Below are 22,033 nucleotides of genomic sequence, written 5' to 3'. Positions count from 1 at the left end.
TTGAAGTGATTAAATCCAGTCTACAGGATTTTCCAACACTTTTAATAATTTCTCCTCGTTACTTCCTGTTTCCGGATGATGATCATAAACCCATTGCACGTGCGGAGGTAAACTCATCAAAATACTTTCGATTCTTCCGTTGGTTTTTAAACCAAATAATGTGCCTTTGTCGTGAACCAGGTTAAATTCCACATAACGGCCACGTCGGATTTCCTGCCAGTTTCTGTTTTCCGGAGTGTAAGAAAGATTCTTTCTTCTTTCTACAATTGGTACATACGCTTCCAGGAAACTGTTTCCAACTTCAGTTACGAAATCGTACCAGTTTTCCATTGACATTGACTCATTTGCTTTGCAATAATCAAAGAATAAACCGCCAAGACCGCGGGCTTCGTTTCTGTGAGCATTCCAAAAATATGAATCACACTGTTTTTTGTATTTTGGATAAAACTCCGGATTGTGTTTATTGCAGGCCGTTTTGCAAGTTTGGTGAAAGTGTTTGGCATCTTCTTCAAACAAATAATAAGGCGTTAAATCCTGTCCACCGCCAAACCATTGCTGAATCACATTTCCAGACTCATCGTACATTTCAAAATAGCGCCAGTTGGCATGAACCGTCGGAACCATTGGGTTTTTTGGGTGAATCACCAGACTTAATCCACAAGCAAAAAAGTCTGCTTCTCCAACGCCAAACATTTTTTGCATGGTTTCAGGCAATTTCCCATGAACGGCTGAAATGTTTACACCGCCTTTTTCGAAAACAGTTCCATTTTCTATAACGCGTGTTCTTCCGCCACCGCCTTCAGGACGTTTCCAAAGATCTTCGCGGAATTTAGTGGTTCCGTCAACGGCTTCTAATCCTGCACAGATTTGATCCTGCAGGTTTTGTATGTAGGCGTAAAATTTGTCTTTCATTGATTTAAAATCTATTTTAATTTAAAATGAAATTTGTTCTCATCGTAAATATCATTATAAATTATACTATCTGGTTTATTAAGAATTATTTCTTTAGAATTTTTCTTTTTAATAATTGAATCGCCTTTGTTTACTTTGTTATAAATAGAATAGTAACCTACTATTTCTGTAGAATCTGTTAGTTTTACATAAACAACATGATGATAAGGCCATTTTCGATGTACAATTCCCTGAAACTCATCTTTTATATGGTCTTTGTAAAATTCTCCCCGATAATCATAATTTGCATCTTTGTGAATGTTATACCCAATAATAAAAAATCCCAAACCAATTATAAAAGCAAAGAAAAAATATTTAGTCCAGGAATTACTAAACTCTAAATCTAAGATACTTTCTCTTTCTGTAAACATTTAATTTACTTTTTATGATCCGTAGCAGATGACTTATTTTGTGTTAATATTTTTTAGAGAAGCAATTTTCGAATTTATTCCAAAAGAAAAGACTTTGCTTTCTGATTGGATATATTGATAAACAGCCAAAGCCTTATCTTCAAAATTGTAGTTTTCGACTTTTGAAAAATCTATTAAAAAATCTGCAAACTGTTCTAATTCTTCCCAGTCAAAATGAAGACGCATCAATAATTCGATTAAATCTTCATTGGAATGATCAACTAAGGTTTCAATGTTTAGCGCGAATTCTTTTAATTGATTTTCAATATTCGTTTTATCTAAATCATTCAAAGGCTGAGGTACAAAAACAAGAGTACGCAATGTTTTTAGAACATTGTCGATTCTGATTTTCTCTTCGTCTCTTAAACCTTTGTTGAGCATTTATGAGTTGTTTTTTATTCGAAATATACCCGATTGTCAAATGTCATTGCAGTATAGCAAATAATAACTAAAAGAATCAGGCTTGGAAGCCACGCAATTCCAATAAGTTTAAAATACAAGGACTGTTTTTTTATTTTGGCGTATTGAATATGACCTAAAATATAAAAAGTATATAAAAAAGGTAAAACAAATGAACCAATGTTATAAATGATAATTTCAAATATTTGTTTTTCTCCGGATAAATAAAAATGACCAAAACCAAAAGTACTGATTACATTATACCACCAAATTATAAATACAAACAATACAACGGTATTAAATCTAATGAAATTTTTACCCATTTCTTCAGTTGCAGAAACAGTATTGTTTTGTTCCATACAGGTTTGGGTTTTAGCAGATCAAATCTTACTATTAAATTAGTTCCCGTATTCCTTAACAGCGTCAATAAACGCTTTAGCATGATCTACAGGGATATTTGGTAAAATTCCGTGACCTAAATTTACGATGTATTTATCTTTTCCGAATTCGTCGATCATTTCATGAACCATTTTTTTGATAGTCGGAATTGGAGAAAACAATCGTGACGGATCAAAGTTTCCTTGCAAAGTAACATTTCCACCAGACAAATAACGCGCATTTCTGGCCGAACAAGTCCAGTCTACACCCAATGCTGAAGCTTTACTTTTACCCATTTCGCCTAAAGCAAACCAACATCCTTTTCCGAAAACGATAACCGGAGTAACTTCTGCCAAAGCTTCAACGATCTGATTGATATATTTCCATGAGAATTCCTGATAATCAACAGGAGAAAGCATTCCGCCCCATGAATCAAAAATCTGAACAGCATTTACACCCGATTTTACTTTTTCTTTTAAATATAAAATAGTCGTATCGGTAATTTTTTGTAATAAAGTATGTGCAGCAACAGGGTTTGAAAAACAGAATCCTTTTGCCGTATCAAAACTCTTAGAACCTTTACCTTCAACTGCATAACAAAAAATAGTCCATGGTGAACCTGCGAAACCAATAAGCGGGACCTCATCGTTCAGCATTTCTTTAGTCAATTTCACAGCGTCAAAAACATAACCTAAAGTTTCATTTACATCCGGAACAAAAACCTGATTTACCTGTTCCATCGTACGAATCGGATCCGGGATAATCGGGCCTAAATTGTCTTTCAATTCTACGTGAATTCCCATAGCACGTGGTACCACCAAAATATCCGAGAATAAAATCGCTGCATCCGGAGCAATTCTGCGAATAGGCTGAACTGTAATTTCTGCAGCCAATTCCGGAGTTTCGCAACGGGTAAAGAAATCATATTTATCACGCAGGGCTCTGAATTCCGGCAAATATCTTCCTGCCTGACGCATCATCCATACCGGTGGGCGCTGAACTGTTTCTCCTTTTAATGCTTTTAAAAATAGGTCGTTTTTTAACATTGTTTTTTGCTTTAGGCTTTAAGCTTTAGGCTTTAAGCGTTTGTTGTTTAAATTTTAGCTTACGGCTTAGAGCCTAAAGCCTATTGCTATTTATATTCCTGAATTACATCTTCGATCACATCTTCAATTGTAGGCTGATCTGCGACGATGATGTTTTTAGTGATTTTTGATAAAGCGTCTGCAGTTGTATCACCAATGCAGAAACAGATTTGTTTATTTATGGAATTGTCTTTCAGATAACTCTTAACACCAGAAGGACTGAAAAACAATACTGCTTCAGGATTTTCTTTTATTTTCTGCGGCTGCAATGCTGTGTCGTAAACCTGAATTTCATTGAATTTAATTCCGTTTTCTTTTAAAGCTTCGGGCAAAGTATCTCTTCTAAGATTCCCGCTGAAAAAGGTATAACTCTCACTGCTGTAAATCAAAGTGATAATTTCTGCCAAATCTGAAGCGTAACCTGTATAGGCAACAACATTGAATCCGTTATCGGTCAATAAGGTTTTGGTCTTAAGTCCAACGCAATACACGTTTTTCTTTTTGAGTTCTTCCGATTTTGGATGTGATAAAACGCTATGAACGGCATTCTGACTTGTAAAAATCAGACTTTCGTTGAGGTCTTTTAATTCGAAAGGTTTGTTTTCGGTTTTGATGAAATCGGCTTCGATTACTTCAATACCATATTTCATCAATTCCTGCTTATGAAGAGGCGATAATATTTTAGTTGATAGTATTTGAACCTGGTTTGCCATTATTTTTTCAAGGATTCTTTGATTTTTTGCATTAATTCAGTTCCTCCATTATTCAAAATCTCCTGAGCCGAGTTAAAACCTAATTTTTTCCATTCTGAGATATCAACTGTTTTATCGATTTCCAATTTTTGTTTCCCATCAATAGAAAGTAAAACGCCTTGAAAATGCAAAGTGTCTTCATCTTCATTATAGGTAACCAAAGCTCCGATTGGTGCTGTACATCCACCTTCAAGTGTTCTTAAAAACTGACGTTCTATATAAGTACAAATCTCAGTTTCAATATGATTTAACTGCGAAAGCGCATCAAGTGTATAATTGTCATTTTCCATTGCTACAACCAGCATTGCTCCTTGTGCAGGTGCGGGAATCATCCAATCCAGATTAATAACATTTTCCGGTTTTAGGTTGATGCGTTCCAAACCTGCAGCAGCAAAAACAGCTCCGTCCCAGTCGTTATCCTGAAGTTTCTGCATACGCGTATTTACGTTTCCGCGCAAATCAACAACCGTATGATTTGGATATTTATTGAACCATTGTGCCTGGCGACGCAGACTTCCGGTTGCAATGGTACTTGGATTGTCAAAATCAGGATTTCCTTTATGAACTAAAATATCCAGAACATTAGCTCTTTCCAAAACTGCTGCCTGAACAATTCCTTTTGGCAAAGCCGTTGGAACATCTTTCATAGAATGTACCGCAATATCAATATCACCATTGATCATGGCAATGTCTAAAGTTTTGGTAAAGATTCCCGTAATGCCGAGTTCGTAGAGTGGTTTGTCGAGTATAATATCTCCTTGAGATTTTACAGCAACAATTGAAGTTTTAAAGCCTAAATCGTTTAATTTTTTTTCGACAGTATGAGCTTGCCAAAGCGCGAGCTCACTATCGCGGGTTCCTATTCTGATAACTTTTTGAGCCATATTTTTTTGGATCCTTAAAAGTAAGGAACATTCTGTTTAACTATTATGAGAGGTTGATTTTATATTTTTCTTCAACCGGGGAAGGAATATTTTTTGGTGCAAGCTGTCCAATCTGAAATACTTTTTCAATAAACTCGATACTTTCATCAATTGATGTATTTTCGTCTTTTAAGTGACTGGCAAACTGACTGGTAATTTTTTGTATAATTCGGGAACTTATTAGTTCAGCCTGTTCTTCATCAAAGTTAAGCATTTTCTTTTTTTGAAAGGCCAGTTCTCCGGCAACAAGATCGTTTAGTTTTGCTTTAAGAGCATGAATAGTTGGCGCATATTTACGGCCATTCATCCAGGTATTCAATTCTAATTTCATATCCTCGATTATCGCCTCGGCAGCAGGAATATGCTGTTTTCTTCTTTCAAGAGTGTCATCTGTCATCTGTGACAAATAATCTAAATGTATTAAAGTTACGCCCGGTATTTGTTCTACATCAGGATTTACATTTCTTGGGATAGATAAATCCAGAATCAATAAAGGTTTCTTTAAATTCAGTAATGTTTTGTCAATAGTTGGGTTTTTTGCTCCTGTAGCTACAACCAATACATCAGCTTGTTGCAGTTCCTCCTGTAAGTTAGCATAATCTTTTACGATAACATTTAGTTTGCCAGCCAGGATTTCGGCTTTGTTTTTGGTTCTGTTGATAAGCGTAATGTGACCGTTTTTAGTATGTTTTACCAAATTTTCGCATGTATTTCGGCCTATTTTTCCAGTTCCGAACAGTAGAATATTTTTGTTTCCAATCTCTTCTACGTTTTTAATGATATATTGAACCGATGCAAACGAAACGGATGTTGCACCAGAAGAAATTTCAGTATCTGTTTTGACTTTTTTACTTGCCTGAATAACGCTATTGACAAGTCGATCAATAAAAGTATTAATTAAACCTTCTGATTTACTAAGGTTGAAAGCGATTTTAATCTGGCTGATGATTTCAAAATCACCTAAAATCTGACTGTCTAAACCTGTTCCTACACGAAACATATGGTTTACGGCTTCCTGATTTTTGTAGATATAGGCAACTTCGCGAAATTCCTCAACGGAACCATTACTGTTATCGCAAAGTAATTTGATTAATTCGTATGGATGATTGGCAAAACCATAAATTTCAGTTCTGTTGCAGGTAGAAGTGACAATTAATGATTCTATTCCTTCGGTTTTAGCCTGAGCCAGTAAATCAGATTGTGCTTTAGCATCTAAACTAAATTTTCCTCTAATAGTGGCATCTGCTTTTTTATAACTTAAACCTAAGGCGTAAAAAGTGGTAGTTCTGGACATATTAAAATTTTCCATATTATACTTTTGTTAAAAAGTGCAACAAAATTATTACTAACTAATTTATAAAAACAACGCTAGAGGTACTTTTTATATCGCTATGGAATAAATTGATACATTTTGGCTATTCTAAATAGTATTTATTGCCATTTATAATGATATCAAGGATTCGACAACCCGTTATGTATATTTGTTCTAAATAACAGTCTGGCTTTTGTTTTAAATATTCTACGAAAAAATATCGCTATGAGTTCGTATAAATGCTTTTTGGGTTTTATATCCCATTCACTTTCACGATTCTGGAAAGTTTAGATATAAAAACAGCTTCGTTAAATAAAACCCTACCTTAAATTAAGGCAGGGTTTCAAAAGAAATAAATTATTTTTGAACGATTGGCGTTCTCAAAGACTCTAATACAGCAACGATATCCGTATAAAGAACTGTGTTTGAAGCAACACCATTTGCATTGGCAGCAGCGCCAACATACCCTTCAAATTTGGTATAATCTGCATTGCTGGATTTTGTTCCCATACGTGCATTTATTGCCGGATCATGTGCAGCAACCATATTCAAACCGGAATAAGTATTAACAGCATTTGTTCCTCCTGTATTGTAAGAGAAGAAATCAGTTAAATTGTCAGATAATTTTGCAATACTGGTAGCCTGAGTATTTCCTGTTTCTGCTAAAACCGGAGCAAAATGTGCCTGTAAGTTTCCTGAAGCATTAGACTGAATATCGGCTACGATTAATCCTATTGTTGAGTTCACTACTTTACGAAAACTTAAACGGCCCTGTTCGATCATCTGTCCTGAGTTATCAGGATCTGCAACCATTTTTGTTCCGCCTAAACGTTCGTATATAGATGCTTTTGCTGGTGCTGGAGCGTCATCGTCATTATTGCAGGAAGTTAAAGTTGCTGATGCAGCTACTAATACACTAAGTGTGATTTTTGAGAAATTTTTCATGATAAAATATTTAAAGGTTTAATTAAAAAATTGATTTACTTTTTTAGATAATTTATAACTCATACTGTTTTGATTTACCGGGCAAACTTCCTTACTGGCCAGGTGTGCCGGTAAAATATAACGCTGGGCATCATATTGTCCTTTGGTCATTAATTCATCAAATACTTTTTTAGAGTCAGTAATTTTATTGTTGTGGAAATAGACTACCACATTTCTTTTAACAATAATAGAATCAGAAGTGAGTCCTTTGATAGATCGTAAATCCGAACATATTTGCTTTGCCTGAAGAGAATCTATATCCTGTTTGAAATCGATTCTGCTTACCTGCAAATTTGGACTTTCGTAAACTGCCGGTTTGGCTGTAATAATGTGGAAAAGGAAAATGCCGATAAATAATACAATGACTATGAGTCCTGACCAAAGTATCTTTTTAATTGTTTTGTTCGTTTTCATATCGATAATTTTAAAATGATTAGATTTTGAAATTACATACGAGAGCTTTTTTGGCTTGGTTTTATTATTTATAAGAAAAGTATTAATTTAGAATCGCTATAAATAGCTAAAACGTTATCGTTCATTTTTAGAAAGTAAACTTATTGCGGGTTTTAATCCTGAAAGGGAGTGGCAAAGCCTATAGCTTAAGGCGTTGCCATACAAAAATCATTACAGCCAAAGGATTTGAATTTGTTAAAGACTAAAACGATAAAGATTTTATAAATTTAGGTGCAGATAATCGATAAACCATCAAAAAGATTTAATTTTGGATGTCCAATTATTCGTTTTATCAAAAACGGGAATAGTAACCTGAATAAAGAAATCAATGGAGGAAGAAATAAAAATTGAGGATGACTTTACGCTTATACGTTTTCAAAACGACGGCTCAGAACCATTTTTTGCTCAGCGTGAAGTAGGCAGTGGCCTGATACAGTTTCATTTCGGACTAAAAGGCAATGCTAAATTTCTTTTCAATCAGGGCAATTATGCTTTGGAACTAAAAGAAGAAAAATCTTTGCTATTGTATAACCCGCAGAAGGAATTGCCACTCAATTTAGAATTAGCTCAAAATTCCTGGGTAATCTCTGTAATTGTTTCTATAAAGAAATTTCACGCTTTATTTTCTGCCGAGGCGAATTATATCACGTTTTTAAGTCCTGATAATAAGGATAAAAAATATTACAACGAGGGAAATATCAGCCCGTCAATGGCAATTGTTTTAAGCCAGCTGTTTCATTATAATCTTCATCCATCCATAAAAAACTTGTATTATAAAGGAAAAGGATACGAATTGTTGAGTTTGTATTTCAACAGAACCGAAGACCCAAACGCAGAACAATGTCCGTTTTTGATTGATGAGGATAATGTTTTGAAAATCCGAAAAGCAAAAGAAATCGTAATTGCTAATATGGCAGAGCCTCCAGGATTACAAGAATTAGCAGATCAGATTGGTTTGAATCTGAAAAAACTGAAAATGGGTTTCAAGCAAATTTATGGCGACACGGTTTACGGATTTCTGTTTGATTACAAAATGGATTTCGCCAGAAAATTGTTAGACAGCGGTTCTTATAACGTAAACGAGGTTGGATTGAAAATCGGCTATAGCACAGGAAGTCATTTTATAGCGGCATTCAAAAAGAAATTTGGCACAACGCCTAAAAAATATTTGATGTCAATTAATGCGAATGTTTAATGGTTAGAAAGTATTCAATTGTTTTATTGCTTTTCATAATGCTGTCTTGTAAATTAAAAGAAGATAAAATGTTTTTTGATTTTGATAGTGTTGAATATTATTCCTTGAATAAAAGTAAAGATGAAGAAGTAAATGACAATAATAGAAAAGGTATTAAAGATTCAATCTTAAACAATATTCTGTATTCTGAATTTCCAGAGAAGCTAAATAATGGTGTTTTTTACAAAAAAATTAATTCTGATGGATTTTCTAAATCTGAATTATCTCAAGAAGATGTTGAGTATTTAAAAAATGATGTTTTTGTAGAAAAATTTTCTCTGAAAATGTTTGAAATGAGTAAAGCCTGTGCCCCAGAGTATCGGGATATTTTAGTTTTTAAGAAGGAGAATGAAATTTCGGGGATTGCTAAAATCTGTCTTTCTTGTGGTCATTTTTATTTTGTTAGTTCTAAAAAAGAGATTAATACAGAAGATTTTGGGACAGAAAGAGACTATGAATCGTTAGGAAAATTATTTAGTACTTACAAGAAGTATAAAAATTAAAACATGTTCTAACGATCAATTTTAAAAATAACACCATAATAGAAAAGTAATAATTATCATATTTCGAAGAAGTAACAAGTACTACTTTTGACGAAATTTTTAAAAACAAATAAAAAGCTTAAAGCCTAGTGCTTAAAGCCTAAAGCAAAAAATATGAAAGGCGTATTATTAGTAAACTTAGGTTCCCCGGAAAGTCCAACACCAAAAGATGTAAAACCGTATTTAGATGAATTTTTAATGGATAAATACGTAATCGATGTTCCGTATTTATTAAGAGCATTATTAGTTCGAGGGATTATTCTGAGAAAAAGACCCGAAGAATCCGCACACGCTTACGCGAAAATCTGGTGGGAAGAAGGTTCTCCATTAGTTGTGCTGTCTGAAAGAATGCAGAAAAAAGTTCAGCCTTTAGTAAATGTCCCGGTTTCTCTGGCAATGCGTTATGGAAGCATGACAATCGAAAAAGGACTTCAGGAGCTGCACGATAAAGGAGTTACTGATGTAATGCTTTTTCCATTATATCCGCAATATGCAATGGCTTCTACCTTAACTATTTTGGTTAAAGCCGAAGAAATTCGCAAAAAGAAATTTCCTCACATGAAATTTACAGATGTTCCGGCATTTTACAATAAACCGGATTACATCAAAAATTTAGCAGATTCAATCCAGAAACATTTAGTTGGATTTGAATACGATCATTTATTGTTTTCGTACCACGGAATCCCGGAGCGTCATATCCGAAAAACGGATGTGACAAAATCACATTGTAAAATCGATGGTTCCTGCTGTAACACGCCATCTCCGGCACATGAATTCTGTTATCGTCACCAATGTTATGAAACTACGAAACAAGTCGTTAAATTGCTGGGACTTCCAGAAGATAAATACAGTTTAACTTTCCAGTCTCGTTTGGCAGGTGATAAATGGCTAGAGCCTTACACTGATGTTGAAATTGACAACATGCCTGCAAAAGGAATCAAGAAATTAGCGGTTGTAACACCGGCATTCGTTTCAGATTGTTTAGAGACTCTGGAAGAAATTGCCATGCGTGCCAAAGAAGATTTTGAAGCAAATGGAGGAGAAGAGTTTCTTGCAGTTCCATGTTTGAATGACGATGATGAATGGTGTGAGACGGTTTCTAACTGGATTAATGATTGGGCGAAATAATATTTGTTTCAGGTTTAAGGTTTCAAGTTTCAAGTTTCAACTTTGAGAAAACCTTAAACTTGAAACTTGAAACAAATAATTAATGGAATACTATAATTATCTAAAATCACTGCACATTATCTTCGTACTAACCTGGTTCGTAGGATTATTTAATATTGTGCGTTTGTTTGTATATCAAATAGAAGCAAATGATAAGCCATCTCCCGAAAAAGAAATTTTGCAGGCGCAATTCAAAATAATGAGTTATCGTCTGTGGTATATTATCACATGGCCATCAGCAATTTTAGCCAGTATTTTTGCTTTTTGGATGCTGTTTTTCACGGATTTAGGAAATGCGTGGCTCAAAATGCCCTGGATGCACATTAAATTAGGTTTCGTTTTTCTATTGTATCTGTATCATTTAAAATGCCATCAGATTTTTAAACAATTACAAAATAATGAGGTGAAATATTCCAGTAATTATATGCGTTTATGGAATGAAGGCGCCACTATTATATTATTTGCTATTGTTTTTTTAGTAGTTTTAAAAAGTGCTTTCAACTGGATCTTCGGCGTAGTCGGAATCATTTTATTCTCCGTTTTACTTATGTTAGGCTTTAAATTTTATAAACGAATTAGAGAAAAAAAATAGTTTTTTTAGTTTCAGGTTTCAAGTTGAAAAATGTAACGTAACCTGAAACCTGAAACAAATAAAACAAAAGTAATGCTGAACAACTTCAAAATGTCAATGCTTTCACTGCGAATCAGGATTTTTCTGTCGATGATTGTATTGATTGTTGTGGCATCTTTTTTAATGGCTTCCATATCGATTATTCAGTTTAAAAATGAAGCCAAAGAATACCATCAGGAACGATTAGAGCGTAAAGAAAATGCCGTAAAAGAGCACATCAATTATGTCTTGGCAACGACAACTTATCCATTGAAAACGGGTAATTTAGATCTGATTTTCAAAGATAAAATTCACGAACTGGCTCAGATTCATAAAATAGAAATCAACATCTACAGTCTGAACGGAATATTGCTTAAAACTTCCAAAGAATCTTTTGCTGTTGATAAAGTAGCCCCGCCTGTTCCGGATTATATTCTGAAATTAGTGCGTTCTTCTATTGAAAAACGTTTTGTAGATATTAAAACTATCGACGGAGTCAAAAACAGGTCTTCTTACAGTTTAATTAAAGATGAGAAATTTAAACCTCTCGGGATATTAAATTTGCCTTATTTGGAGGACGATGGTTATTATGACAACGAATTAAATACTTTTCTAATTCGATTAAGTCAGGTATATTCTTTTATGTTGGTTGTGGCTTTTGCATTGGCTTATTTTCTTTCGACTTACATCACAAAATCACTTAAAACGATTTCTGATCGTCTGGAAGAAACAAACTTAGATCAGAAAAACGAAAAAATTGTTTTGGAAGCAAACAGTAAAGAAGTGAACTTTTTGATTAAGGCCTACAACGGAATGGTCGATAAACTCGAAACAAGTGCCATTAAACTTGCCCAAAGCGAACGTGAAGAAGCCTGGCGGGAAATGGCGAAGCAAGTCGCACACGAAATTAAAAATCCGCTGACACCTATGCGTTTGACGGTCCAGAGTTTTCAGAGAAAGTTTGATCCTAATGATCCTGATGTGAAACAGAAAATGAACGATTACTCTGAAACTTTAATTCAGCAAATTGATACAATGACAGCCGTAGCTTCTGCATTTTCAAATTTTGCTTCGATGCCGGCACAGCAAAATGAAACCCTAAATGTTGTTGAGGTAGTAGAACTGGCATTGGATATTTTTAACGAAGATTATATTGTTTTTGAAAGTGATGAAGAAGAAATCATCTCAAAAATGGATCGTACCCAATTGATTCGTGTCATTACAAATTTAGTTAAAAATGCTACACAGGCGATTCCGGAAAGCCAGTTTCAGAAATCAATTCTGGTTACTGTAAAACGCAAAAATAATAATGTTGAAATTGCAGTAAAAGATAACGGAGTCGGAATTCAAAAGTTGGATACCAACCGTATTTTCGAACCAAAATTTACCACCAAAACCAGCGGAATGGGACTTGGTCTCGGAATTATAAAAAACATTATCGAAAATTACAAAGGAACAATTACCTTTGAGTCAACTTATGGTAAAGGAACGACGTTTACAGTTTCCTTACCTATTACAAACTCATAAAAACAGCGTCATGAACTACGAAAATCTTTTAATAGCCATTGAAGAAAAAATTGCAACCGTAACAATCAACAGACCTGCAAAACTAAATGCTTTAAATAAAGCGACCATTAGTGATTTGAGTAAAGCGGTAAAGTTATTGGGTAAAAATGAAGAAGTTCGTGTAATTATTATTACCGGAAGTGGCGAAAAAGCATTTGTAGCCGGAGCCGATATTTCAGAATTTGTAAATTATACTATTATCGAAGGAACACAATTAGCCGCTGAAGGACACGAATCGCTTTTTGATTATATCGAAAATCTAAAGAAACCAGTCATTGCAGCTATAAATGGTTTTGCATTGGGTGGCGGATTAGAACTGGCAATGGCCTGTCATTTCAGAATAGCTTCTGACAATGCCAAAATGGGTTTGCCGGAAGCTTCTTTAGGATTAATTCCGGGTTATGGAGGAACACAACGTTTACCGCAATTAATTGGCAAAGGACGAGCGATGGAAATGATTATGACGGCAGGCATGATTTCTGCCGATGAAGCAAAACAATACGGATTAGTAAATCATGTTGTTCCCCAGGCAGAACTTCTATCATTTACAAGTGTAATTGCCCAAAAAATCATCAAAAATGCTCCGTTTGCAATCAATAAAGCAATAAAAGCGATCAATGCAAATTATAAAGATGGAAAAGATGGTTTCGAAACAGAAATAAAATCATTCGGAAAATGTTTCGGAACTCAGGATTTTAAAGAAGGAACAACGGCATTTTTAGAAAAACGAAAAGCGCAGTTTACAGGAAAATAAAATTATACCACAAAGTTGTATAGAGATTTTATACAGGTACACAAAGTAATTAAAAAACACACTTTGAATCTTGAAACCTTAGCAACTAAAACATTAAAAAATGTCATACGAACCTATATTTGCTCTTTTTTGTGAACGCGTGAAAGAAAGCATTCAAAGCGGTACCTTTGCCAAACTTACGTTAGCTAAAACCATTGGCGATACAGAACTGAAAAATATTTATTTCAGATTGGTTTTAAATGAAGATGAGACCTTCTCAATTTCGTTAACTTTCCGCTATAAAACTGAAGAAATGGAAAGTATCCATACTCTCGATGAAGCTTTGTTGGTTTTAGGCACTTATATCAAAAATCCATTTTTGACAGCACTTTTATTCACAATAGAAAATGATTTGACTTTCAAAGTGAATAAAAAAAATGCCGGAAGCATTATCGAACAGCCGCCGACTTTCAAAAATGCGTCGCCGGTTATGTTGGAAATGATTGAGAAAGGTATTGTTTAACAGAGCTTATAACTAAAATTTAAGTTTAAGAAATCCAATAATTAAAATTTAACCAATGAACAAAAAAATTATCATTATTATAATTGCTTTGGCTTTTATAGGTACTGGCGTTACTGCTCAGACTAAAATGAAAGAATATAAAGCCGGACATGTTTTTAATATTAGTCTACCGGATTATATGAATAAAACGGCAGGAATAAATACATCTTCGGCTATTCAGTATAAAAGCGAGGTTAAGGAAGTTTACGGATTTGTCATATATGATACTAAAGAAGAATTAGGGTATTTAGAATTAAATTACAATTCTATAAATGATTTTTACGACGATTTTATGAAAGATTTTTTAACGGATGAAGACAAGAAAGAGATTTCTAAATCTGTTTCTAAAAAAATAGGGGAAAATAATTTTATAGAGTCAGATGCTACTTATTTTGATAAAGATGCCAATATGGAGATTTATTATCTGATTGGGATTGTTGAAACTAAAAAAGCATTTTATAAAGTGTTGTCATGGACTTCTAAAGAAAAGAAAGATACGTTTAAAGCCGATTTTCAAAAGATATTATATAGTTTGAAAGACTAAATTGCAAAAGGCCAAAAAGACTAAATTTTCTTTTTGGTCTTTTTTAATAGTAATGTTGAACTTAAATCAGTTTCACAAATAAATTAGAAGCAATTTTGTTCGAAATAGATAACTCTCTTTCATCCACTTTGATTTTTACGGATAAATCAAAAGCTTCTTTCGACTGAAACATAATTTTAGATCCCAAAGCTATTCCTTGTTTATCCAGATATTTTAAAAACTCAGACGAAGTATCTTTTACACCTACACAAACACCAATTTGTTTTTCTGCCAATTCTGAAAGTAAGTGTTTTTCAATTTTAATGATTCGTCCGTTAGCATCCGGAATGGGGTCTCCATGCGGATCCTCTGTTGGATTTCCCAGAAAATCATCTAAACGGTTGATTAGTTGTTCTGATTTGATGTGTTCAAGCTGTTCAGCAATATCATGCACTTCATCCCAGCTGAAATTTAATTTTTCTACTAAAAAAACTTCCCACAAACGATGTTTTCTAACAATCATTTTTGCAGATAGTTTTCCGTTCTCAGTCAATGAAACTCCCTGGTATTTTTTATAATTCACCAAATCCTTTTCGGACAGTTTTTTAAGCATATCAGTAACCGATGATGCTTTGGTTTCCATCATTTCGGCTATGGCATTAGTGCTGACTTCAGTTTCTAATGAAGCCGTAAGATGGTATATCGCTTTAAGGTAGTTTTCTTCTGAGAAAGTCATTTCTTTTGAGGTTCTAAGGTTCTGAGATACTAAGGTTCTAAGTTTAAAAGCATTCAAAGAAAAACCTTAGCAACTTAGGGCCTCAGCACCTTTTTTATTTAACAATCAACAAAGGTATTGAAATTTTATGTCTCAATTTGTCTACTGTTGTGCCAAAAAGAATATCTTTTAATCCTGTGTGACCGTGCGTTCCCATTACTAAAATATCAAAATTGCCCTGATTGATTATCTTCGGAATCACGCTGTCAGGTTTTCCAAAACCAAGTGCAGTTTCTATTTTGAAGCCTTTATTCGAAAGCAGCTCTTTATATTCTAATAATAATTTTTCGTCTATTGTTGTTTCGTGATCATCAACATTGCCGCCATACATTAAGGCACCAACAGTTTCAACAATATGAATTATGGTATATTGTGCATCGATTCCGCCCAGCTCGAAAGCGTTGTTTAGTGCGGCTTCATCAGCTTTTGAAAAATCGACGGAGATGGCTATATTTTTCTTAGTATAAGTTTCTTTTGGAGTGTATTGTAATTTTAAATGATGAGGTGAATGATTTTCAATATTTGATTTTGCTCTTGCAATAAAAGGTTTAAAAACGATATAAAGTAAAAGTCCGAGAAATCCAAATGCTAAAGGGACAACCGTAAACCAGAGAATCGCTGGGTTACTGGAGTTTTCTAGCCAGGAAGTGATTTCGTCATAAACTAATTTGGCATTTAGGGAAACGATGATAGAAGCAATAATCCAGGCAGCAATTTGAGTAGTTTTTGAAATATGAAAACCTTTCATTTTAGTTTTATCGCTCACAAAGTGTATTAATGGAATAATCGCAAACCCTAATTGTAGACTCAAAATAACCTGACTTAAGATCAATAATTTTCCGGTTACGCTTTCTCCGTAAATTAGAATCACAACAACAGCGGGAACAATCGCAATCAACCGTGTTATGATTCGACGAACCCAGGGCTGAATCCTTAAATTCAAATAACCTTCCATCACAATCTGTCCGGCTAAGGTTCCGGTTACAGTTGAACTTTGTCCAGCGGCAATTAAGGCAACAGCAAACAATATTGGGGCCCATTTGGTTCCCAGTAAAGGTTCTAAAAACTGATGTGCATCCTGAATTTCGGCCACTTCAAACATTCCGTTTTTGTAAAATGTGGCTGCTGCCAAAATTAGAATGGCTGCATTTACAAAAAAGGCTAAGTTTAAAGCAATTGTCGAATCAATAAAGTTGTATTTCAAAGCCTGTTTGATTCCGGCTGGTGTTCTGTCGAATTTTCTGGTTTGTACCAATGAAGAGTGCAGGTACAAGTTGTGAGGCATTACCGTTGCACCAATAATTCCGATTGCGATATATAAAGCTGCTGAACTTGGCATTGATGGAACCAGTCCGTAAATCACCTTGTTAAGCTCCGGTTCAGCAAAAATCATTTCAAAGATGAAAGAAAAACCAATAATGGCAACTAAAACTATAATAAAGGCCTCCATTTTTCGAATTCCTTTGTTAATCAGAAACAGTAATAGAAAAGTATCCAAAACAGTTATCAAAACCCCTTCAATAAGCGGAATATCAAATAATAAATTAATCCCGATTGCCATTCCCAAAACTTCTGCTAAATCACAGGCTGCAATGGCAATTTCGGCTAAAAAGTATAATATGTAATTGATGAATTTCGAATACGTTTCACGAGATGCCTGAGCCAGATCACGCTGAGTCACAATTCCCAGCCTTGCACTTAAACTTTGAAGCAACAAAGCCATTAAGTTGCTCATCAATAAAACCCAAAGCAAAGAATATCCAAACTGACTACCGCCGGCAATATCTGTAGCCCAGTTTCCGGGATCCATATATCCAACGCTTACCAAATAAGCGGGACCTAAAAAGGCTAATATTTTACGGAATCCGGTTTTTTTGTGCTCTGTAGCAACCGATTGGTTTACTTCGTCTAAAGATCTTGTCATTTTTAAAAATGTTGTTTTAACAAATATATATAAAAATCATATTCGCACAACAAAATTTTTAGACAAGTCTAAAACTAAATGTTTGAATTTAAACAATTAGGGCATAATCCTGATAAAGTGAAATTTATATTATTTACTTTATAATTATGGGGTATGATATAACTTGGTTTTACATTTTCGAGGCAAGTTATTTCAAGACACTTTTCACAGCTAAAATGAGCATGATTATGAATGTGAACCCGTTGTGCATGATGGTTACATTTTGCATATTTTACAGTACCGTCAAGATCAACTATTTTGTGCACGATATCATCATTAACCAGACGGTCTAAAATTCTGTAAACAGTAACGCGATCACAGACATCTTCAATTTGTTTGTAAATTTCTGTGTGTGACAGAGCAGTTTTAGATTTCCCAAAAATCTCTAAAACGGCCGTCTTTGCTGTGGTATTTCTAGTTGTTTTCATTTTTTTTCGAATAAAAAATAATATCGCAACATTGTTGCAATTTGGTTTTTATGTATATATTTGCAACAAAATTGCATTAAAGCAAATGTACGTGAAATGAAGAAAACTGCAACATCTTTTTATGATATTTTAGGATTGTCAACAGCTACTATTTGTTTAGTGCATTGTTTGATTTTTCCACTTTTAACTATTCTCCCTTTTGGGCTAAATCATAATCCGGTAATTGATTTGTTGTTTGCTTTAATTGGTGTTTTTGCTATTTTCAAAATTATAAAAAAATCATCGGTTTTAGTATCCTCAATTCTGGTTGTTTCGATGAGTCTTATTTGGATTAGTATTTTAGGTGAAATGATATTTGAAATTCATATTGACTTAATTTACTTAGGAGGAATCGGAATGATCATCGGACATTTATTGAATTATAAATTACACAAAAAACAAAATCATTAAAAATTACCCTTATGGAAAAGAATTTTGAAGTGATTATTATTGGAGGCAGTTACAGCGGTTTATCTGCAGCGATGAGTTTAGGACGTTCTTTACGTCAGGTTTTACTTATCGACAGTGGTTTGCCTTGTAATAGGCAAACACCACATTCTCATAATTTTATTACTCACGATGGGGAAACTCCTGCAGAAATTTTGGCGAAAGCTAAATTGCAGGTTGAATTTTACAAGACAGTTCAATTTTACAATGGACTTGCCAGTGAAGTTGTTAAAACACAAAATGGTTTTGAAATAAAAACAGAATTGGGGGAACTATTTACGTCTAAAAAGCTATTATTTGCAACAGGCGTTAAAGATTTATTTCCGGAGATTAAAGGTTTTGCAGCATGTTGGGGGATATCGGTTTTACATTGTCCGTATTGTCATGGTTATGAAGTCAAAAATCAAAAAACAGCTATTGTTGCCAATGGCGAAATGGGTTTTGAATATGCAAAACTGATTTCGAACTGGACTAAAGATTTAATTTTATGTACAAACGGTAAATCAGAATTAACTTCTGAACAAACGCAAATTCTTAAAAAGCATGCTGTTTTGATTTTGGAAGAAGAATTAGAGTCTTTTGAACATAATGACGGATACATTTCGAATATTGTTTTCAAAAACGGAGAAAAGATTGATGTAAAAGACATTTATGCAAGACCGGCATTTAAACAGCATTGTTCGTTGCCACAAATTTTAGGCTGTGGGCTCAGTGATCAAGGATTAATAAAAGTCGATTTGATGCAAAAGACAACTGTTTACGGTGTTTATGCAAGCGGAGATGCTACGACTCAAATGCGTTCTGTGGCTTTGGCAGTTTCGTCCGGATCTTTTGCTGGGGCGGCAATTAACAAAGGACTTATTGAGGAATCATTTGTTTGAGCTATTGTTATGTTTAAAGAGAAATATAACATCTTGATTTAAATTGAATTGTTTTTTTTGATTTATAATCATTGTTTGTCAAATTTAATTTTTAGTTTTGTCTAAATTTAATTTTATGATAACGAAAAACTCAATAGTAATATTGATTCTGTTTACTTTACAATTTTCTTATGCACAGGAAATCACTTCTGTTTCCGGTTTTATTTCAGCTGAAGGAAGAAAAATACAAGCTGCAAACGTTCATTTATTAGGTACAAAACAAAAAACAGTTACGGATAGTTTAGGATATTATTCGCTCGAAAATGTTGCTGTTGGAAATTATACGATTCAAATTTCTCAAATGGGTTTTCAGAGCTTGAAAAAGAAAATTCAAGTTATTAAAGATGCTGTACAATCCTATAATTTTGAATTTACTGATAATGATAATCAATTAAATGAAGTGGTAGTTTCCGGAACTTTAAAACCGGTAAAACGATTAGAAAGTGCTGTACCTGTTGAAGTTTATTCTTCAGTTTTCTTCAAAAAAAATCCAACTCCAAGTATCTATGATGCACTGCAAAACATTAACGGTGTTCGACCACAGCTCAATTGTGGTGTCTGCAATACAGGAGATATTCACATTAACGGATTAGAAGGACCGTATACATTGGTTTTAATTGATGGTATGCCCATTGTCAGCAGTTTATCGACAGTTTACGGATTATCCGGAATTCCAAATTCTTTGGTGGAACGAATTGAAATTGTAAAAGGGCCGGCTTCTTCTCTGTATGGAAGTGAAGCGGTTGGAGGCCTAATTAATATTATCACTAAAAGTCCAACAAATGCACCGGTTTTTTCTGCAGACTATTTTACAACTACTTATTTTGAAAGTAATCTCGATTTAGGAATGAAGTTTAATGCCGGAAAAAAAGCAACTTCAATTTTAGGGGTTAGTTACTTTAACTATGATCAGACAATAGATAAAGACAAGGATAATTTTACAGATGTAACTCTTTCAGAAAGAATTTCGGTTTTTAATAAATGGAGTTTTCAGCGAAATAATAATCGGTTATTTACTATCGCAGCCCGCGGAATGTATGAAGATCGATGGGGTGGAGATGTACGCTGGGAGAAGAAATACCGTGGAGGTGATGAGATTTACGGTGAAAGCATATACACAAAAAGAGGAGAATTAATAGGAAGTTACCAATTGCCTTTTGAAGAAAAACTGATGCTTTCATTCTCCGGGAACATACATTACCAGGACAGCCGCTACGGGACGACATCGTATATTGCTAACCAAAAAATTGGTTTTTTGCAGTTAACCTGGGATAGAAAGATTGGTCAAAATGATTTGCTTGCCGGAATTGCAAATCGCTATACATATTATGACGACAATACAGCAGGAACAAAAGATGCCGAAAGTACATGGCTACCCGGAATTTTTATTCAGGATGAAATTACGTTTTCGCCAAAAAGTCAGGTTTTGTTGGGAGCGCGTTACGATTATAACTCTATTCATGGTTCCATTTTTACACCAAGATTTGCTTATCGTTTCAAAGCAAATGAAAACTCCATCTTCAGATTAAATGCCGGAACCGGATTTCGCGTTGTAAATTTATTTACAGAAGATCACGCTGCACTTACAGGTTCAAGAGATGTTGTAATTGCTAATAATTTAAAACCGGAGAAATCTGTAAATGTGAATTTAAATTATATTCAGAAGATAAATTTTGGAAATGGAACTTTTATAGGAATTGAAACGACAGCTTTTTATACTCGTTTCAGCAATAAAATCATTTCAGATTACGAAACCGATCCCAATAAAATCATTTACGACAATATCGATGGTTATGCTTTAAGCCAGGGAATTAGTACCAATGTTGATCTGAATTTTCCTTCGGGCTTAAAATTTATTCTTGGCGCAACATTTTTAGATAACAAAAATGTACAGGATGTGATTTCGGAACGGCCTTTTCTGACAGAGAATTTTACAGCAACTTGGAGTGTTTCCTATAAAGTAAAACCACTAAAGTTGTTAATAGACTATACAGGTAATGTATACAGCCCAATGAAATTGCCTTTGCTGGGCGAAACCGATCCAAGAAGTCCTGAGTCGCCCAGGTACAGCATTCAGAATATTCAGTTTACGTATTCCGGCTGGAAGGATTTTGAAATTTACGGTGGAATCAAGAATCTGCTAAATTTTACACCAATGCAGAATAACCCGTTTTTGATTTCCGGTGCTGATGATCCGTTTGATAAAAATCCGGATGGTTTACCTTTTGATACCACCTATGTATATGGGCAGAATCAAACTATTCGAGGTTTTTTTGGGTTGCGGTATACTTTCAGGTAAATGCAGATGTCTGGAAAACATTTGTCAGGCTGAGCGGAGTCGAAGCCCTTTCCAATTTACTAGCCTTCGACTCCGCTCAGGTTGACATCGGATTTAAAAAACTAACAAATGAAAAAGCTAGCTATAATTCTCCTCTTTCTCGGAATCAACTCAACAGGATTCAGTCAGCTTCAAAACAGATCATTTGAAGCAATGGATAGTTTACAGCAAATTCAAAAGCGAAAAATAATCGTTTTTATCCATACTGACTGGTGTCAGTTTTGCCAGCGTATGAAAGCGACGACTTTCAAAAATCAGGAAATTATTGAAAAATTAAATTCAAATTTTTATTTTATTGATTTGAATGCAGAAGAAAGAAGAGATATAACTTTTAATAATCAGTTGTTTAGATATAAACCTTCAGGAAATAATGTGGGTGTGCATGAACTGGCTTTACAGCTGGGAAGGATAAATAACCAGATTGTATATCCGGTTTTATGTGTTTTAAATCAAAAAAATGAAATCATCTTTCAGTATAATAGTTATTTAAGCCCGAAGGATTTTAAAATTCTTTTACAAAAATTGGAAGAATAAAATTG

General features: G+C 34.2%; 25 protein-coding genes. 12 read left to right on the top strand and 13 right to left on the bottom strand.

The features are described 5' to 3' along the window. Positions 1 to 9: 9 nt before the first annotated feature. From hemF to FLACHUCJ7_RS00550, 10 genes are all read right to left on the bottom strand, one after another. Positions 10 to 912 carry an oxygen-dependent coproporphyrinogen oxidase gene (hemF, locus tag FLACHUCJ7_RS00595; RefSeq protein WP_180907513.1) on the bottom strand — a complete coding sequence of 301 codons (903 nt, stop codon included), beginning with the start codon at positions 910 to 912 and terminating at the stop codon, positions 10 to 12. Positions 913 to 923: 11 nt separating this feature from the next. Then, on the bottom strand, positions 924 to 1,322 hold the full coding sequence (locus FLACHUCJ7_RS00590; RefSeq protein ID WP_180907512.1) for a hypothetical protein: 399 nt from the start codon (positions 1,320 to 1,322) through the stop codon (positions 924 to 926). 33 nt (positions 1,323 to 1,355) lie between these two features. Beyond that, positions 1,356 to 1,742 (bottom strand): hypothetical protein, encoded by a 387-nt coding sequence (locus FLACHUCJ7_RS00585; protein ID WP_180907511.1) that lies wholly within the window; start codon positions 1,740 to 1,742, stop codon positions 1,356 to 1,358. A gap of 14 nt (positions 1,743 to 1,756) precedes the next feature. Beyond that, positions 1,757 to 2,119 (bottom strand): hypothetical protein, encoded by a 363-nt coding sequence (locus FLACHUCJ7_RS00580; RefSeq protein WP_180907510.1) that lies wholly within the window; start codon positions 2,117 to 2,119, stop codon positions 1,757 to 1,759. A gap of 39 nt (positions 2,120 to 2,158) precedes the next feature. After that, positions 2,159 to 3,184, bottom strand: coding sequence for a uroporphyrinogen decarboxylase (hemE, locus tag FLACHUCJ7_RS00575; RefSeq protein WP_180907509.1), 1,026 nt, complete (start codon positions 3,182 to 3,184; stop codon positions 2,159 to 2,161). 86 nt (positions 3,185 to 3,270) lie between these two features. After that, on the bottom strand, positions 3,271 to 3,936 hold the full coding sequence (locus FLACHUCJ7_RS00570) for a uroporphyrinogen-III synthase (RefSeq protein ID WP_180907508.1): 666 nt from the start codon (positions 3,934 to 3,936) through the stop codon (positions 3,271 to 3,273). Then, positions 3,936 to 4,859, bottom strand: coding sequence for a hydroxymethylbilane synthase (gene hemC / locus FLACHUCJ7_RS00565; protein WP_180907507.1), 924 nt, complete (start codon positions 4,857 to 4,859; stop codon positions 3,936 to 3,938). Before hemC ends, FLACHUCJ7_RS00570 begins: the two co-directional genes overlap by 1 nt. A 43-nt stretch (positions 4,860 to 4,902) precedes the next feature. Then, positions 4,903 to 6,207 (bottom strand): glutamyl-tRNA reductase, encoded by a 1,305-nt coding sequence (gene hemA, locus FLACHUCJ7_RS00560; protein ID WP_180907506.1) that lies wholly within the window; start codon positions 6,205 to 6,207, stop codon positions 4,903 to 4,905. Between the two features lie 360 nt (positions 6,208 to 6,567). Then, the gene (locus tag FLACHUCJ7_RS00555; RefSeq protein WP_078228909.1) at positions 6,568 to 7,155 is read right to left on the bottom strand and encodes a globin family protein; all 588 of its coding nucleotides are present in this window, start codon (positions 7,153 to 7,155) and stop codon (positions 6,568 to 6,570) included. 18 nt (positions 7,156 to 7,173) lie between these two features. After that, positions 7,174 to 7,608, bottom strand: coding sequence for a hypothetical protein (locus tag FLACHUCJ7_RS00550; protein WP_078228910.1), 435 nt, complete (start codon positions 7,606 to 7,608; stop codon positions 7,174 to 7,176). 367 nt (positions 7,609 to 7,975) lie between these two features. Here FLACHUCJ7_RS00550 and FLACHUCJ7_RS00545 point away from each other — a divergent pair, with 367 nt between their 5' ends. From FLACHUCJ7_RS00545 to FLACHUCJ7_RS00510, 8 genes are all read left to right on the top strand, one after another. Next, positions 7,976 to 8,842, top strand: a complete 867-nt coding sequence (locus tag FLACHUCJ7_RS00545; protein WP_031456716.1) for an AraC family transcriptional regulator — start codon at positions 7,976 to 7,978, stop codon at positions 8,840 to 8,842. A gap of 68 nt (positions 8,843 to 8,910) precedes the next feature. Then, positions 8,911 to 9,384 carry a hypothetical protein gene (locus FLACHUCJ7_RS00540; RefSeq protein ID WP_180907505.1) on the top strand — a complete coding sequence of 158 codons (474 nt, stop codon included), beginning with the start codon at positions 8,911 to 8,913 and terminating at the stop codon, positions 9,382 to 9,384. A 153-nt stretch (positions 9,385 to 9,537) separates the two neighbouring features. Next, entirely contained in the window at positions 9,538 to 10,551 is a 1,014-nt protein-coding gene (gene hemH, locus FLACHUCJ7_RS00535; RefSeq protein WP_078228912.1) for a ferrochelatase, read from the top strand. 82 nt (positions 10,552 to 10,633) lie between these two features. Then, complete coding sequence (locus FLACHUCJ7_RS00530; protein ID WP_031456713.1) at positions 10,634 to 11,182, top strand: CopD family protein; 549 nt, start codon at positions 10,634 to 10,636, stop codon at positions 11,180 to 11,182. Positions 11,183 to 11,311: 129 nt separating this feature from the next. Further along, entirely contained in the window at positions 11,312 to 12,727 is a 1,416-nt protein-coding gene (locus FLACHUCJ7_RS00525; protein ID WP_078228913.1) for an ATP-binding protein, read from the top strand. 10 nt (positions 12,728 to 12,737) lie between these two features. Next, the gene (locus tag FLACHUCJ7_RS00520; protein WP_180907504.1) at positions 12,738 to 13,520 is read left to right on the top strand and encodes an enoyl-CoA hydratase/isomerase family protein; all 783 of its coding nucleotides are present in this window, start codon (positions 12,738 to 12,740) and stop codon (positions 13,518 to 13,520) included. A gap of 100 nt (positions 13,521 to 13,620) precedes the next feature. Then, positions 13,621 to 14,022: a hypothetical protein gene (locus FLACHUCJ7_RS00515; protein ID WP_078228915.1), complete on the top strand. Its 402-nt coding sequence runs from the start codon at positions 13,621 to 13,623 to the stop codon at positions 14,020 to 14,022. A gap of 55 nt (positions 14,023 to 14,077) precedes the next feature. Further along, the gene (locus FLACHUCJ7_RS00510) at positions 14,078 to 14,605 is read left to right on the top strand and encodes a hypothetical protein (RefSeq protein WP_180907503.1); all 528 of its coding nucleotides are present in this window, start codon (positions 14,078 to 14,080) and stop codon (positions 14,603 to 14,605) included. Between the two features lie 61 nt (positions 14,606 to 14,666). Here the strand turns inward: FLACHUCJ7_RS00510 and FLACHUCJ7_RS00505 are convergent, their stop codons facing one another. The 3 genes from FLACHUCJ7_RS00505 to FLACHUCJ7_RS00495 form a co-directional block, all read right to left on the bottom strand. After that, positions 14,667 to 15,320, bottom strand: a complete 654-nt coding sequence (locus FLACHUCJ7_RS00505) for a metal-dependent transcriptional regulator (protein WP_031456708.1) — start codon at positions 15,318 to 15,320, stop codon at positions 14,667 to 14,669. 94 nt (positions 15,321 to 15,414) lie between these two features. Further along, positions 15,415 to 17,283 (bottom strand): Nramp family divalent metal transporter, encoded by a 1,869-nt coding sequence (locus tag FLACHUCJ7_RS00500; protein WP_180907502.1) that lies wholly within the window; start codon positions 17,281 to 17,283, stop codon positions 15,415 to 15,417. Between the two features lie 74 nt (positions 17,284 to 17,357). Continuing rightward, positions 17,358 to 17,750 carry a Fur family transcriptional regulator gene (locus tag FLACHUCJ7_RS00495; protein ID WP_078228918.1) on the bottom strand — a complete coding sequence of 131 codons (393 nt, stop codon included), beginning with the start codon at positions 17,748 to 17,750 and terminating at the stop codon, positions 17,358 to 17,360. A 96-nt stretch (positions 17,751 to 17,846) separates the two neighbouring features. Between FLACHUCJ7_RS00495 and FLACHUCJ7_RS00490 the strand changes: the two genes are divergently transcribed. The 4 genes from FLACHUCJ7_RS00490 to FLACHUCJ7_RS00475 all read left to right on the top strand — a co-directional run bounded on the left by FLACHUCJ7_RS00490 (position 17,847) and on the right by FLACHUCJ7_RS00475 (position 22,028). After that, a complete protein-coding gene (locus tag FLACHUCJ7_RS00490) occupies positions 17,847 to 18,200 on the top strand; it encodes a MerC domain-containing protein (protein ID WP_180907501.1) in 354 nt (117 codons plus the stop codon). Between the two features lie 11 nt (positions 18,201 to 18,211). Beyond that, complete coding sequence (locus tag FLACHUCJ7_RS00485; RefSeq protein ID WP_180907500.1) at positions 18,212 to 19,117, top strand: NAD(P)/FAD-dependent oxidoreductase; 906 nt, start codon at positions 18,212 to 18,214, stop codon at positions 19,115 to 19,117. Between the two features lie 115 nt (positions 19,118 to 19,232). Further along, positions 19,233 to 21,455: a TonB-dependent receptor gene (locus FLACHUCJ7_RS00480; RefSeq protein WP_180907499.1), complete on the top strand. Its 2,223-nt coding sequence runs from the start codon at positions 19,233 to 19,235 to the stop codon at positions 21,453 to 21,455. A gap of 108 nt (positions 21,456 to 21,563) precedes the next feature. Further along, positions 21,564 to 22,028, top strand: a complete 465-nt coding sequence (locus FLACHUCJ7_RS00475; protein WP_031456702.1) for a thioredoxin family protein — start codon at positions 21,564 to 21,566, stop codon at positions 22,026 to 22,028. Positions 22,029 to 22,033 lie beyond the last annotated feature (5 nt).

Origin of the sequence: Flavobacterium salmonis, assembly GCF_903819435.1 — a bacterium.
GTDB classification, from domain to species: domain Bacteria; phylum Bacteroidota; class Bacteroidia; order Flavobacteriales; family Flavobacteriaceae; genus Flavobacterium; species Flavobacterium chungangense.
The sequence above is the reverse complement of the archived record's forward strand: the minus strand, read 5'-3'. Positions and strand labels throughout refer to the sequence as shown.

Excerpts from the sequence above, each read along its gene's own strand:
- hemF (WP_180907513.1), bottom strand. The coding sequence starts at position 912 with ATGAAAGACAAATTTTACGCCTACATACAAAACCTGCAGGATCAAATC.
- FLACHUCJ7_RS00590 (WP_180907512.1), bottom strand. The coding sequence starts at position 1,322 with ATGTTTACAGAAAGAGAAAGTATCTTAGATTTAGAGTTTAGTAATTCC.
- FLACHUCJ7_RS00585 (WP_180907511.1), bottom strand. The coding sequence starts at position 1,742 with ATGCTCAACAAAGGTTTAAGAGACGAAGAGAAAATCAGAATCGACAAT.
- FLACHUCJ7_RS00580 (WP_180907510.1), bottom strand. The coding sequence starts at position 2,119 with ATGGAACAAAACAATACTGTTTCTGCAACTGAAGAAATGGGTAAAAAT.
- hemE (WP_180907509.1), bottom strand. The coding sequence starts at position 3,184 with ATGTTAAAAAACGACCTATTTTTAAAAGCATTAAAAGGAGAAACAGTT.
- FLACHUCJ7_RS00570 (WP_180907508.1), bottom strand. The coding sequence starts at position 3,936 with ATGGCAAACCAGGTTCAAATACTATCAACTAAAATATTATCGCCTCTT.
- hemC (WP_180907507.1), bottom strand. The coding sequence starts at position 4,859 with ATGGCTCAAAAAGTTATCAGAATAGGAACCCGCGATAGTGAGCTCGCG.
- hemA (WP_180907506.1), bottom strand. The coding sequence starts at position 6,207 with ATGGAAAATTTTAATATGTCCAGAACTACCACTTTTTACGCCTTAGGT.
- FLACHUCJ7_RS00555 (WP_078228909.1), bottom strand. The coding sequence starts at position 7,155 with ATGAAAAATTTCTCAAAAATCACACTTAGTGTATTAGTAGCTGCATCA.
- FLACHUCJ7_RS00550 (WP_078228910.1), bottom strand. The coding sequence starts at position 7,608 with ATGAAAACGAACAAAACAATTAAAAAGATACTTTGGTCAGGACTCATA.
- FLACHUCJ7_RS00545 (WP_031456716.1), top strand. The coding sequence starts at position 7,976 with ATGGAGGAAGAAATAAAAATTGAGGATGACTTTACGCTTATACGTTTT.
- FLACHUCJ7_RS00540 (WP_180907505.1), top strand. The coding sequence starts at position 8,911 with ATGTTTTTTGATTTTGATAGTGTTGAATATTATTCCTTGAATAAAAGT.
- hemH (WP_078228912.1), top strand. The coding sequence starts at position 9,538 with ATGAAAGGCGTATTATTAGTAAACTTAGGTTCCCCGGAAAGTCCAACA.
- FLACHUCJ7_RS00530 (WP_031456713.1), top strand. The coding sequence starts at position 10,634 with ATGGAATACTATAATTATCTAAAATCACTGCACATTATCTTCGTACTA.
- FLACHUCJ7_RS00525 (WP_078228913.1), top strand. The coding sequence starts at position 11,312 with ATGATTGTATTGATTGTTGTGGCATCTTTTTTAATGGCTTCCATATCG.
- FLACHUCJ7_RS00520 (WP_180907504.1), top strand. The coding sequence starts at position 12,738 with ATGAACTACGAAAATCTTTTAATAGCCATTGAAGAAAAAATTGCAACC.
- FLACHUCJ7_RS00515 (WP_078228915.1), top strand. The coding sequence starts at position 13,621 with ATGTCATACGAACCTATATTTGCTCTTTTTTGTGAACGCGTGAAAGAA.
- FLACHUCJ7_RS00510 (WP_180907503.1), top strand. The coding sequence starts at position 14,078 with ATGAACAAAAAAATTATCATTATTATAATTGCTTTGGCTTTTATAGGT.
- FLACHUCJ7_RS00505 (WP_031456708.1), bottom strand. The coding sequence starts at position 15,320 with ATGACTTTCTCAGAAGAAAACTACCTTAAAGCGATATACCATCTTACG.
- FLACHUCJ7_RS00500 (WP_180907502.1), bottom strand. The coding sequence starts at position 17,283 with ATGACAAGATCTTTAGACGAAGTAAACCAATCGGTTGCTACAGAGCAC.
- FLACHUCJ7_RS00495 (WP_078228918.1), bottom strand. The coding sequence starts at position 17,750 with ATGAAAACAACTAGAAATACCACAGCAAAGACGGCCGTTTTAGAGATT.
- FLACHUCJ7_RS00490 (WP_180907501.1), top strand. The coding sequence starts at position 17,847 with ATGAAGAAAACTGCAACATCTTTTTATGATATTTTAGGATTGTCAACA.
- FLACHUCJ7_RS00485 (WP_180907500.1), top strand. The coding sequence starts at position 18,212 with ATGGAAAAGAATTTTGAAGTGATTATTATTGGAGGCAGTTACAGCGGT.
- FLACHUCJ7_RS00480 (WP_180907499.1), top strand. The coding sequence starts at position 19,233 with ATGATAACGAAAAACTCAATAGTAATATTGATTCTGTTTACTTTACAA.
- FLACHUCJ7_RS00475 (WP_031456702.1), top strand. The coding sequence starts at position 21,564 with ATGAAAAAGCTAGCTATAATTCTCCTCTTTCTCGGAATCAACTCAACA.